General features: G+C 59.1%; 12 protein-coding genes. 4 read left to right on the forward strand and 8 right to left on the reverse strand.

Translation table 11 applies throughout. From position 1 onward, the window contains the following. Positions 1 to 131: 131 nt before the first annotated feature. The 7 genes from A6070_RS03230 to hslV form a co-directional block, all read right to left on the reverse strand. On the reverse strand, positions 132 to 1,352 hold the full coding sequence (locus A6070_RS03230) for an argininosuccinate synthase (RefSeq protein WP_072287036.1): 1,221 nt from the start codon (positions 1,350 to 1,352) through the stop codon (positions 132 to 134). Positions 1,353 to 1,454: 102 nt separating this feature from the next. Next, positions 1,455 to 2,183, reverse strand: a complete 729-nt coding sequence (locus A6070_RS15075; RefSeq protein WP_158514014.1) for an RDD family protein — start codon at positions 2,181 to 2,183, stop codon at positions 1,455 to 1,457. Between the two features lie 17 nt (positions 2,184 to 2,200). Beyond that, positions 2,201 to 3,109, reverse strand: a complete 909-nt coding sequence (gene argF, locus A6070_RS03245) for an ornithine carbamoyltransferase (protein WP_072287037.1) — start codon at positions 3,107 to 3,109, stop codon at positions 2,201 to 2,203. A 51-nt stretch (positions 3,110 to 3,160) separates the two neighbouring features. Beyond that, entirely contained in the window at positions 3,161 to 4,351 is a 1,191-nt protein-coding gene (locus A6070_RS03250) for an acetylornithine transaminase (RefSeq protein WP_072287038.1), read from the reverse strand. Beyond that, positions 4,348 to 5,238 (reverse strand): acetylglutamate kinase, encoded by an 891-nt coding sequence (argB, locus tag A6070_RS03255; protein ID WP_072287039.1) that lies wholly within the window; start codon positions 5,236 to 5,238, stop codon positions 4,348 to 4,350. Before argB ends, A6070_RS03250 begins: the two co-directional genes overlap by 4 nt. Positions 5,239 to 5,328: 90 nt before the next feature. Further along, the gene (gene hslU / locus A6070_RS03260) at positions 5,329 to 6,666 is read right to left on the reverse strand and encodes an ATP-dependent protease ATPase subunit HslU (protein ID WP_072287040.1); all 1,338 of its coding nucleotides are present in this window, start codon (positions 6,664 to 6,666) and stop codon (positions 5,329 to 5,331) included. Further along, positions 6,663 to 7,196 (reverse strand): ATP-dependent protease subunit HslV, encoded by a 534-nt coding sequence (gene hslV / locus A6070_RS03265; protein WP_072287041.1) that lies wholly within the window; start codon positions 7,194 to 7,196, stop codon positions 6,663 to 6,665. The genes hslU and hslV overlap by 4 nt, the downstream gene beginning before the upstream one ends. 346 nt (positions 7,197 to 7,542) lie before the next feature. Between hslV and A6070_RS15535 the strand changes: the two genes are divergently transcribed. The 4 genes from A6070_RS15535 to A6070_RS03280 all read left to right on the forward strand — a co-directional run bounded on the left by A6070_RS15535 (position 7,543) and on the right by A6070_RS03280 (position 12,078). Further along, a complete protein-coding gene (locus A6070_RS15535) occupies positions 7,543 to 7,713 on the forward strand; it encodes a hypothetical protein (RefSeq protein ID WP_158515866.1) in 171 nt (56 codons plus the stop codon). Between the two features lie 152 nt (positions 7,714 to 7,865). Continuing rightward, positions 7,866 to 9,029 (forward strand): radical SAM peptide maturase, CXXX-repeat target family, encoded by a 1,164-nt coding sequence (locus A6070_RS03270; RefSeq protein ID WP_072287043.1) that lies wholly within the window; start codon positions 7,866 to 7,868, stop codon positions 9,027 to 9,029. Continuing rightward, on the forward strand, positions 9,020 to 10,153 hold the full coding sequence (locus A6070_RS03275; RefSeq protein WP_083558694.1) for a CXXX repeat peptide maturase: 1,134 nt from the start codon (positions 9,020 to 9,022) through the stop codon (positions 10,151 to 10,153). Before A6070_RS03270 ends, A6070_RS03275 begins: the two co-directional genes overlap by 10 nt. A 110-nt stretch (positions 10,154 to 10,263) precedes the next feature. Then, positions 10,264 to 12,078, forward strand: a complete 1,815-nt coding sequence (locus A6070_RS03280; RefSeq protein WP_072287045.1) for an ABC transporter ATP-binding protein — start codon at positions 10,264 to 10,266, stop codon at positions 12,076 to 12,078. 116 nt (positions 12,079 to 12,194) lie between these two features. Here A6070_RS03280 and A6070_RS03285 read toward each other — a convergent pair whose 3' ends face one another. Further along, the gene (locus A6070_RS03285) at positions 12,195 to 12,539 is read right to left on the reverse strand and encodes a cupin domain-containing protein (protein WP_072287046.1); all 345 of its coding nucleotides are present in this window, start codon (positions 12,537 to 12,539) and stop codon (positions 12,195 to 12,197) included. Positions 12,540 to 12,562: the final 23 nt, after the last annotated feature.

Raw genomic sequence — 12,562 nt, forward strand, 5'->3', positions numbered from 1 at the left:
TTGGTGAAAAGCGCGATTGCCCTTATTCAGTTACCAGTCACCAGCCACTGCAAATAATGATCCGTGAGGGGTGACCGATGATTTGTGTTTAGAAAAACAAATCACCAGTCACTATTCACTAATTACCGACGTTAACCGCGTTTTTTCTGCATGGCGCTGCGGATGCGCAGGCGCAGGGCATTGAGGCGGATGAAGCCCTCGGCGTCGGCCTGATTGTAGACTTCGTCGGCTTCGAAGGTCGCCACTTCCGGATCGAAGAGGCTGTTGGTGTCGGACTTGCGGCCCACCACCCGGCAGTGTCCCTTGTACAGTTTGACGCGGGCCACGCCGTTGACGGTTTTCTGGGTTTCGTCGGTCAGCGCCTGCATCGCTTCACGCTCGGGAGCGAACCAGAAGCCGTTGTAGACCATGGTGGCGTAGCGGGGGATCAGGGAATCGCGCAGGTTGAGCACCTCGCGGTCCATGGTGATCTGCTCGACGCCGCGATGGGCTTCCTCAAGGATGGTGCCTCCGGGGGTTTCATAGACACCGCGACTCTTCATGCCGACGAAGCGGTTTTCCATGATGTCGGCGCGGCCGATGCCGTGCTTGCCGCCCAGTTCGTTGAGGTGGGCGAGCAGTTGCGCCGGGGACAGGGCTTGTCCGTTGATGGCTACCGGATCGCCGTTGCGGAATTCGATTTCGACGTATTCCGGCTTGTCGGGAGCCTCTTCGGGGGCGACGGACAACAGATACATTTCTTCCGGCGGTTCGGCCCAGGGATTCTCAAGAATGCCGCCTTCGAAGGAGATGTGCAGCAGGTTGCGGTCGCTGCTCCAGGGGCGTTTCTTGGTCACCGGCACGGGGATGCCATGCTTGTTGGCGTAGGCGATGAGGGCTTCGCGGCTGTTGAGATCCCATTCCCGCCAGGGAGCGATGATCTTGATCTCGGGGTTGAAATGGTAGTAGGCCAGTTCAAACCGGACCTGGTCGTTGCCTTTGCCGGTGGCGCCATGGCAGACGGCATCGGCTTCCTCGGCCAGGGCGATCTCCATCTGCTTTTTGGAGATCAGCGGACGGGCGATGGAAGTGCCAAGGAAATAACGCCCCTCGTAGATGGCGTTGGCGCGGAACATGGGGAAGACGAAATCACGGACGAACTCTTCGCGCAGATCCTCAACATAGCATTTGCTGGCGCCGGTTTTACGGGCTTTTTCGGGGATGCCGTCGAGTTCCTGACCCTGGCCGAGGTCGGCGGAGAAGGCAATGACTTCACAGCCGTATTCCTCGATGAGCCAGCGTACGATGATGGAGGTGTCGAGTCCGCCCGAATAGGCCAGGACAGCCTTTTTGACAGTGCCGTGCTTGGACATGGAAAAACTCCTTCTGACAATGTTATGGCAACGCCGGTCACGCATGTGCGGCGGCGATGTCGATGGCAGGTTCTCGTTGTGCCGAAAACCTTATGGGATGCTTCATAGATGAATCACGCAGGTGTCAGCGATTTTGTCGTGCAGACCCTGTTTGTGAGCGTCGAACGCGACCATCAGGTAGCCGATGCCGAGGGTGATGCCGGAAACGAATTTGCCGAGGATTTCCCGCAGCGCGGCGCGCCCGTAAGTCATGTTTTGTCCGTCCCGGCGAACCACTTTCAATCGCAGCAGCATCTTGCCAGGCGTCTGACCGCAGGCGCCGGTGAACACCACATAGTAGGCCATGCCGACCGCGCTGCTGAAAAGCGCCAGCATTACGATGGAAGACACCGAGGTGGCTTCAATGTCGGGCGCGATCAGTTGCAGGACGGCTCCCAGAAGCAGACTCAGGGTCAGTTGCAGAATCCAGGCGGCTATCGAATCGATGGCCGCCGCCGCGGCCCGTATCCAGAAACCGGCGTATACGGCGGCAAGAGGAGCCGCCTGCGTCTGCCCGCAGGTAGGACAGCTTTTCCGGGGCTCCGCAAAAGCAGCCGGGCCTTCCTGCGTGGCCGTTTGCCCATCCGTGAGATCTCCGCTGGCTGCCGGACAGGTGATTTCAGGATTTTCAGAAACGATTTTGTCCGCGGCCTGATTCAGGCTCTTTGCCGGGGCCACGGGCAGGGCAAAACTCGCCTGACAGCGTGGACAGGTCGCTTCGGTGGCTTCGGCCGGGATGCGGTCCGGCGGGACTTGCTGGCTGAATCCGCAATATGGGCAGGTGATGGTCATGCTCCACTCCGGCATCTTCAGGCCATCAAGGTCGCCATGATGGCTTTTTGAATATGCAGGCGGTTCTCGGCTTCGTCAAAAACCACCGAGTGCCGGCTTTCGATGGCTTCGTCGGTGATCTCCTCGCCGCGATGTGCCGGCAGGCAGTGCATCAGGATGCAATCGGAAGCGGCGGCGGCGATTACCTTGTCGTTGATCTGGAAGCCGTTGAAGGCGGTAACGCGTTTGGCCTGTTCCTCCTCCTGGCCCATGCTGGCCCAGACGTCGGTGTTGAGGATGTCGGCGCCCCGGGCGGCTTCCAGCGGATCGTTGGTATAGACAATGCGGGCGCCGCGCTGTCTGGCGCGTTCCACCACCACGGGGTGCGGTTCATAGCCCCTGGGGGTGGCCACGCGCAGTTCAAAACCGAACATGACGGCGGCATTGATCCAGCTGTTGGCCATGTTGTTGCCGTCGCCAATCCAGCAGTAGATCTGCTCGCGGTAATTTTTCTTGTGCTCGATGACGGTCAGAAGATCGGCCATAACCTGACACGGGTGGTACATGTCGGTGAGGCCGTTGATGACCGGAATGCTCGACCATCGGGCCAGTTCCTCGACCCCCTGCTGGGAAAAGGTGCGGATCATGATGCCGTCCACGTAGCGGGACATGACGCGGGCGGTATCCTTGATCGGTTCCCCCCGTCCCATCTGGGTGGTGCCGGAGGAAAGAAACAAAGCGTGGCCGCCGAGCTGGTACATGCCGACCTCGAAGGAGATGCGGGTGCGGGTGGAGCTTTTCTCGAACACCATGCCCAGGGTCTTGCCCCCGAGCAGGTGATGTTGCTCGCCACGCTTCTGCCGGGCTTTCAGATCGGCGGCGAGGGCGAACAGGCCTTCAAGTTCCTCGATGCTCCAGTCGGTAAGGCAGAGAAAGTCTTTTTTCACGATCGATCCTCCTAAAAGGACGGGACTGCGACAGCGGCCCGTCTATTGAAATCAGAATTCCTGCAGAACGTCGCCGAGGATGGCCATCGCCTCGTCGATTTCCTCTCGGGTCACGATCAGGGGCGGCACGAAGCGCAGCACCGTGTTGGCGGTGCAGTTGATCAGCAGTCCCTTCTGCAGGGCCCGCGAAACGATATCGGCGCCGGGGATGGTCAATTCCATGCCCAAAATCAGGCCGCGGCCTCGCACCTCGGAGATAAAGGGGAATCGCTCCTTGAACTCCAGCAGTCGGCCACGCAGGTACTCGCCCATGGCCCTGCAGTTGTCGAGCACGCCATCTTCGAGCAAAGTGCGCATGGCGGCGAGGGCGGCGCTGGTCATCAGCGGGTTGCCGCCGAAAGTCGAGCCGTGGGAGCCCGGGCCGAAACAGGCGGCAACCTTTTCCGTGGCGATCATGGCGCCAATGGGCGGCCCTCCGGCCAGGGCCTTGGCCAGGGTCATGATGTCGGGTGCCACGTCGTGCTGCTCGTAAGCGAACAGGGTGCCGGTGCGGCCGCAGCCACACTGCACTTCATCGAACACCAGCAGCAGATCGTGCTCGTCACAGATGCGGCGCACTTCGGCCAGGTAGCCTGGCGGCGCCACGCGTACCCCGCCCTCGCCCTGAACCGGTTCCAGCATGACAGCGCAGATGCGGGGCGTGATGGCCTTGCGCAGCGCCTCGACGTCGCCGAAGGGCACATAATGGAAGCCCGGCAGCAATGGGTTGAAGCCGGCCTTGACCTTGTCCTGTCCGGTGGCGCTGATGGTGCCGATGGTGCGGCCGTGAAACGAAGCCAGGGCGGTGATGACTTCGAAGCGATCGTTGTTGAAATTTTCGGCGCTGTATTTGCGCACCAGCTTCATGGCGGCTTCATTGGCTTCGGCGCCGCTGTTGCAGAAGAACACGCGATCCCCGAAAGAGTGCTCGCACAGCAGTTCCGCCAGTTCGATCTGGCTGGGGATGTGGTAATAGTTGGAGCAGTGGATCAGGCGCGCTGCCTGCTGCTGCAGGGCGGCCACCACCCTGGGATGGCAGTGACCAAGATTGTTGACCGCCACGCCGGCAAGAAAGTCCAGGTAGCTTTTGCCGTCGGCATCCCACAAACGGCACCCTTTTCCCTGGACGGCGACCAGCGGATAGCGGCCGTAAGTTTTTACCACGTGGGCTTCGCCACGTTCGATCCATTCCTGTGATATCATGATGCGAATCTCCCTACGGCGGTGCCGATGCCGTGATCGGTAAAAATTTCCAGAAGGCAGGCATGTTCCACGCGGCCGTCGATGATATGTGCGGTATGAACGCCCTCGTCGATGGCGTCGATGCAACAGTTGAGTTTCGGAATCATGCCGCCGGTGATGGTGCCGTCGTTGATAAGGTCCGGCACCCGGCGGGTGTCAATGGTGGAGATCAGCTTGCCTTGCTTGTCCTTGACACCCTCCACGTCGGTCAGCAGTATCAGCTTTTCCGCGCGCAGTGCCCCGGCGACGCGGCCCGCCACCAGGTCGGCATTGATATTGTAGGTTTCGCCGCCCAGCCCTGCCCCGACAGGAGCGATGACCGGGATGAAGCCGCTTTCCTCAAGGGCGGTGATGATGCTGGTGTTGACACTTTCCACCTCGCCCACCAGCCCCACGTCGATGATCTCGGGGGTCAGGGTGTCGGGGTTGATGGCGGTCAGCTCCAGCTTGCGCGCCGTGATCAGGCGGCCGTCCTTGCCGCTGAGGCCGACGGCCCGTCCGTCATGGCGGTTGATGTTGGCTACGATCTCCTTGTTGACCTTGCCGCCGAGGACCATTTCGGCCACGTCCATGGTTTCCTGGTCGGTGACCCGCATGCCCTGTACGAAGCGCGACTCCTTGCCCATGGATTTGAGCACCTGGCCGATCTGGGGGCCGCCGCCGTGGACGATGACCGGATTGAGCCCGATGAATTTCAACAGCACCACGTCACGGGCGAACTCGTGCTTGAGACGTTCGTCGACCATGGCGTGTCCGCCGTATTTGATGACGATGGTCTTGTTGTTGAAACGTTGGATGTAGGGCAATGCCTCCATCAGCACGTTGGCTTTTCTGATCAACTCTTCCATAGGACAGGCTCTTTCGAGAAGATAGCTGTAAGCTATAAGCTGTAAGTTTAAAACCTGAAACCTCGGGCCTTTTGCCTTTGGCCTGGAACCTTACAAAATATATCGCGACAGATCCTCGTCGCGGGCGATGTCGGCCAGTTGTCGGCGCACGAAATCGACATCGATTCGGACGCGCTGTTGCTGATGCTCCGGCGCATCGAAGGAGAGCTCTTCGAGCAGCTTTTCCATGATGGTGTGCAACCGGCGCGCGCCGATGTTTTCCGTCTGGCTGTTGACCTGGGTGGCGATGCGGGCGATTTCACGGATCGCCTCGCTGTCGAAATCCAGAAGGATGTCTTCGGTGGCCATCAGCGCCTCATACTGGCGGATCAGGGCGTTTTTCGGCTCGGTGAGGATGCGGAAAAATTCCTCCTCGCCCAGGCTGGCAAGCTCCACGCGGATCGGGAAGCGTCCCTGCAGTTCGGGGATCAGGTCCGACGGTTTGGAGACGTGGAAAGCTCCGGCGGCGATGAACAGGATATGGTCTGTTTTGACCGGCCCGTATTTGGTGTTGACGGTGCTGCCCTCGACAATCGGCAGAATGTCGCGCTGCACCCCTTCGCGGGAAACATCCGGGCCCTGACGGCCGGCCTGCCCGGCGATTTTGTCGATTTCGTCGATGAAGATGATGCCGCTCTGTTCGACCCGCTCACGAGCCAGGCCGTTGACCTTGTCCATGTCGACCAGACGCTCGGCTTCCTGCTCGATGAGCAGTTCCCGGGCCTCGCTCACCTTGATTTTGCGCCGCTTGGTTTTTTTGGGGAAAAGGTTGCCAAACATCTCCTTGATGTTGATCCCCATCTCCTCGGTCCCCTGCGGCGTGAAAATTTCCATCATCGGCATCTGGGCCGACTGCACTTCGAGTTCCACGATGCGTTCATCGAGGGTGCCCCTGCGCAGCAGTTTGCGCAGTTTGTCGCGGGTGCCACCTTCTCCGGCCTCACCGGAGGCCAGTTCGGGTTCCATGGACGCAGTGCCGGGCAGCAGCAGGTCGAGCAGACGTTCCTCGGCCAGATCTTCGGCTTTGACCCGTACCTTGAGGGCCTCCTCCTCGCGGACCATGATGATGGCGAGATCCAGCAGGTCCCGTACCATGCTTTCAACATCGCGACCGACGTAGCCGACCTCGGTGAATTTGCTGGCCTCGACCTTGATGAAAGGCGCCTGGGCGAGGCGCGCGAGGCGCCGGGCGATTTCGGTCTTGCCGACCCCGGTGGGGCCGATCATGATGATGTTTTTCGGTGCGATTTCGTCCCGCAGTTCTTCCGGCACCTGCTGACGGCGCCAGCGGTTGCGCAGCGCTACAGCGACGGCGCGCTTGGCCTGTTTCTGGCCGATGATGTAGCGGTCCAGTTCGGAGACGATTTCGCGCGGAGTGAAATTGGTCACGGCAGACTCTCCGACGAAATGTGGTCGTTGGTATAAATGCAGATTTCCCCGGCGATACGCAAAGCCTCGGTGGCGATCCGGTCCGCCGCCAGGTCTGCATGCCGTGTCATGGCCCGCGCCGCAGCCAGGGCATAACAGCCGCCCGAGCCGATAGCGGCAATGCCGTCATCAGGCTCGATGACATCGCCGGCCCCGGAAAGCACAAGGGTGTTGCTGGCATCGGCGACAATCAACAGCGCTTCGAGTTTACGCAGGATCTGGTCGGTCCGCCAGTCCTTGGCCAGTGCGACGGCGGCTTTGGGCAGATTGCCGTGAAATTCCTGTACCTTGGCCTCGAATTTTTCGAACAGTGTGAAGGCATCGGCGGTTGAGCCGGCAAACCCGGCCAGGATTCGGCCTTCGTACATACGCCGAATCTTGCGGGCGCCGTGTTTCATGACCGTGCTGCCCAGGGTGACCTGACCGTCCCCGGCCATGGTGACCTGACCATTGTGCCGCACACAGATGATGGTTGTTCCGCGAATCTCCATGGTCTTGTCTTTCGCAAGCTGATGTCAGCGTGAGAATTTGGAAAAATAGAGTGCATTTTAACACACGCTGACAGGCAAAAAAAGAAAAATGGCAGATTTCCCTATTCATTGCAAGCCCACTTTTCAGGGTCTGCAAGGGGGCTTTCTTGTCCCATGGGGGCCGTTTATTGATGTTGACATTTCCTTGTGTCGGATATAAATACAGCTAGTGTCCATCCGGAAACTGCGGAAGGGTGCAGCGTGGTTTGCATCTGGGAAACGGGCCGTTTCCGGATGGAAACCAGCTAACGGCGTTACTTTCACGAGGGAGGAATATTATGGAAGCAGTGAGCGGTCTTGGGGGAAGATGGGGCATCTTTCGGAAAAAACCCTTCCCGGGTTTTCTTTTCTTGCCATGGGAGCCTCGCTGAGCGCTTCCACGAAACAGGTGCGGGCTGCCTCCTCCGACTGTGAAGGCGGTTGCGGGGGACAGTGCCTGTCCGGCTGCAAGGACGAATGCATCACCGTCAGCAAATAAGAAGCATCGATCGTCTCTTTTATCCCGGGGATCACATCCTTGCGTGGTCCCCGGGCTTTTACCGCTTACCTTACCCACATCATTCCGCCTTGCTTTTTCCGCGTTGCAGCCGTCATTGCCCGGCGCAGCCCCTTTCCTGAAGGCCGCTTCCCATGGTGAATCAGAACATCGCAAAAGCGCCTTCGGTCTGGATGAAATCCGCGGCAAAAACCGTGACCTTCATGGTGACCGAGGATTGCCAGCTGAGATGCCATTACTGTTATCTGGTCGGCAAGAACGCGCATACCAGAATGGACTTCGAGGTTGCCAGACAGGCGATCGACTATCTCGTCGAAAATCGGGATCTGTTCCCTGAACAGGCGATAGTCTGGGATTTTATCGGCGGCGAACCTCTGCTGGAAATCGGACTGATCGACCGGATCTGCGCGTATATCGAGTACAAACAGCGGCAACAGGAGCATCCCTGGGCGGAGAGTTATCGCTTTAGCCTCACCAGCAACGGCATTCTGTACGACAAGCCGGCGGTGCAGCAATTTGTCGCCAAAAACAGGGATCACCTGAGTATCGGCATCACCATCGACGGCACTCCCGAAAAGCACGATCTGCATCGGGTTTACCCCTCAGGCAAGGGTTCTTACGCGGATACCGCCCGCAACATTCCGCTATGGCTGGCGCAGTTTCCCGGCGCCAGCACCAAGGTGACCGTCGCCAGCGACGATCTTCCCCATGTCGCCGACAGCGTGCTGCATCTGTTCGCCTTGGGCATCCGGCACGTAAGCATCAATGTGGTTTTTGAAGACGTCTGGCGGGAGGGGGACGAGCGGATTTTCGAAAAGCAGTTGCTGGAACTGGCCGACCGCATCATTGACGGGACTCTGTATGCGGAGCACACCTGTTCGTTTTTTTCGGAACACATCGGCCAACCGGTACAGGACAACCACAACTGGTGCGGCACCGGCAGAATGCTGACCGTGGATTGCCAGGGGCATTTCTATCCGTGTCATCGCTTTACCCCCTTCTCCCTGGCCCGGAAAGAGGCCATCACCATCGGCAATTGCCGGGACGGCATCGATTTCAATAAACTGCGGCCGTTTCTGTCGCTGGACAGGTTCTCGCAGAGTTCTGAAGCATGCCGCACCTGCGAGGTCGCCTCGGGATGCGCCTGGTGTCAGGGTGCCAACTACGATTACGCGGACACCGATACGATTTTTCAGCGGGCTACCTATTTGTGCAACATGCACAAGGCGCGGGTACGCGCCAACAACTATTACTGGTACAAGCTGAAGCGAAAGCTTGCCTCTGAGCGATGCCAATGATCAAGTACCTGGTAGTGATCCTGGAACCTGCTGCCGCGTCGTTCTGTTATTACGACGTCAAACCGGTCCCGTCGAGCGGTCTGATGCCCCTGGAGCTGCTGCGCCGGGTCGTGGATCATGCGATTCGCAACGGGTTGCATATCAACTTCGTTCATGGCGACTCGCCCCTGCCGGAGGAATATGTAAGACTGGTCGAGAGTGCTGACCATATCAGCATCATGCCGCCCGGGCAGAACCCCTGCGCAGGGGGAACCGTTCTTGTTATCGATGATCACCGGCTGGAGGATGCACCTGCACTGGCCGAGAATCCCTGCGCCAATATCATATTGCGCGTCGGCAGGGACCGTCTGCGGCAGCTCTCCGGGATGGTCCGGCAACTGATGGGGAAATTCGGCAGGCTCAACATTATCCTGAAAGACCTTGCCCAATTCGAAGAACCGGAGCTTCAAATCTGCCGGGAACAGATGGTGGTTATCGGCAAGCGGGTTGCCGCCGAATACCGGAAGGGAAACTTCATCGAGATCAGCACGCTCACCGACCGGATTTTTCTGACCAACATGAATAACTGCGGCGCCGGCGTTGAGCATCTGACCGTTGCTCCCGACGGCCGCTATTATTTGTGCCCGGCGTTCTATCACGAGGGTCCGGAGCACAGTCTGGGAGCCTTCGGGGAGACACCCCGCCTTGAAAACAGCCGATTGCTGGAACTCGACTATGCGCCGATTTGCCGCAACTGCGATGCCTACCACTGCAAACGCTGCATTTACCTCAACCGGAAACTGACCGGCGAGGTCAATACCCCATCGCGGCAGCAGTGTCGCATAGCGCATCTGGAGCGTGACCAGTCCCGGCAGTTGCTGGCCGCGCTGCCGTCCGCAATCGATGGCAGCGAAAAAATTGTGCCGATTCCGGAACTCGATTATTCGGATCCCTTCGAGATGCTCACCCGTCGCGATATCGATGGGGGAGCGAAGGATCGGCATTTTGCGTCCCTGCTCTCCAGACCCCTGGAGGCGGTGCCCGCGTCGCAACTGCTTTTGCAGATTTATCAGCTGGACCCCGGGCTGCTGGCCAAATTGAAACAAATGACCCCCTTCGCCCTGGATCTGAAGCCCAAAAAATAGCCGGGATGCCGCGGCAGGAAGGCTTGCAGACCTTTTTCCGCTTGGGGAGAGCTCTTCTGGCGGTTAAGAACAACGGTCGCACAGAAACATAAAGGTTACCCCGGACCCCTATGCATTCGGAAAATGCTACCATCAAATCCCGCGGCACCGCAGAGTTTCTGCGCCGCACGCTGGTTTATGTCAAACCCTACAAAATCAGTGCGGTATTGAATATCCTGCTGGCGATTCTGACCATGGCCAGCTACTTCACTTTTCCCCGCATCACTCAATTCATCCTCGATGAGGTCGTGGTTGGCGCTCAGATGACCTTGTTGTTGCCGTCCATCCTGTGCCTTCTGGGGGCTTTTTTGTGCTGTGGCCTGTTCAACGCCCTGAGGATCCTGGTCAACAGCCGATTCGGGCAGAATGTTATTTTCGATATGCGCCGGGAACTTTATGCCAGGGTGCAATCGCTGCCGGTGCGGTTTTTCGATCGGCATGCCTCCGGCGATCTGCTGACGAGGATCGTTGACGATGCGGCAGCGATGCATCGCGTGCTGGTGGACGGCATCGAGCGGGCCGTGACCACGTTTTTAAGCGTTGCCGTGATTCTCTGCGTGCTGCTGGCAAAAAATGCCCTGCTCACGATGTTCGCGCTTGTACCGCTGGTCATCCTGCTTGCCGGCACACTCTGGTACACCGCGACGGCACATCGGCGCTACCGCAGGCAACGGGCGGCCATCGGCGCCATGAACGCCTTGCTGATGGACAATCTGCAGGGCATCCGTCAGATAAAATGCTTCGGTCGGCAGGCTTATGAAGTTGGCCGTTTTGCCGCGGGTGCGGATGGCGTACGCCGCAGCGTTTTGAGCGTCATGAAGGTGTGGGCGGCCTATACCCCGGCGATGACGTTTGCCGGGTCGCTCGGCATGGTGCTGGTGCTGTGGTTCGGCGGACCCATGGTCATGGATGGAACCCTGACCATCGGCGAGCTGGTCGGCTTTCTTTTCTATCTCACCCTGTTCTACGAACCTGTCGGCCGGCTGGACGGTCTGAATCAGATGCTGCAGGCTGCACGGGCCTCCTCCGAGCGCGTGTTTGATCTGCTGGATACGGCAAGCGAAGAGCATGCGCACCGCGGCGTCGTGCCGCTTAAAACGCCGGTACGGGGCGAGGTGGTGTTCGAGAATGTCGATTTCAGCTACGACGGCACCCGTCCCACCCTGCAAAATATCTGTTTGCATGCCCTGCCGGGCCAGATGGTCGCGCTGGTCGGGGCGACCGGCGCAGGAAAGTCTACCCTGGTGAATCTTCTGCCGGCGTTTTACCCGCCGACCGGCGGCCGGATTTTTATCGATTCCCAAGATATTTCAGTGCTTTCGCTGGAATCGCTGCGCTCCAGGATCGCGGTGGTCAGCCAGGACGCCTTTCTGTTCAACGGTACGGTGCGAGAAAACATTCTTTACGGAAAGCTCGATGCGACAGAAGCGGAGATGCTGTGTGCGTCGCGAGCCGCCAATTGCCACGATTTCATAGCGGCGCTTGATGATGGTTACGATACCCGCGTCGGTGAACGTGGCGTAAAACTCAGCGGGGGGGAAAAGCAGCGGGTCGGTATTGCGCGGGCGCTTTTGAAGGATGCCCCCATCCTGATCCTGGACGAGGCGACCGCCAGCGTCGATTCGGAGACGGAACTTCTGATTCAGGACGCTTTGCAGCGGCTTATGGCCAATCGCACCTGTTTTGTCATCGCTCATCGCCTCAATACCATCCGCAACGCCGACCAGATACTCGTCATGCACCATGGCGAGATTGTCGAACGGGGCACACACCGGGAGCTGATCGGTCGCGGCGGCATCTACGCGAGGCTTTCACTTATGCAGAGCGTGGATATCGAAGGCGGCGGGCCGACGGAGGAAAAGACGTTGCAGTCCGTCAGTCCGTAGCTGCGCCTGATATGTGCCGAGGCTTTGTCGAACGTGGGGAGGCCAGGCCGCAACGGCAAAGTATGTGAAAAAACAGCCGACGATATGGCATCGTCGGCTGTTTGAGTTCTGCGCATTTATTTCAGCGGCGGGGTAAAGATGGCCAGCAGATCAACTGGCTCGTCACCGATGTTTTTCAGACTGTGGTTTGCACCCGGAGGCGCTACGACGCAACAGCCGGCGCCGAAGCGGTGTTCCACACCATTGACGGTGCAGATGGCTTCGCCGCCGAGGATGTAGAAAGTTTCCGTCTGCCCTTCATGGACGTGGGGGCGGATCTCCCCCCCCGCCTCGATACGGCCACGGTGCAGTGATAGCGCCGGATTAAGTTCGGCAGTCACCACGTCCCGCAGGAAAAAACGGTCGTGCCTGGGGTGCAGATATTCTTCCTGCTCGGCGGTACGTATAACGGTGCTTTTCATGGATGCTCCCGGTCAGAGGCCCT

Origin of the sequence: Syntrophotalea acetylenica (genome assembly GCF_001888165.1) — a bacterium.
Taxonomy (GTDB): domain Bacteria; phylum Desulfobacterota; class Desulfuromonadia; order Desulfuromonadales; family Syntrophotaleaceae; genus Syntrophotalea; species Syntrophotalea acetylenica.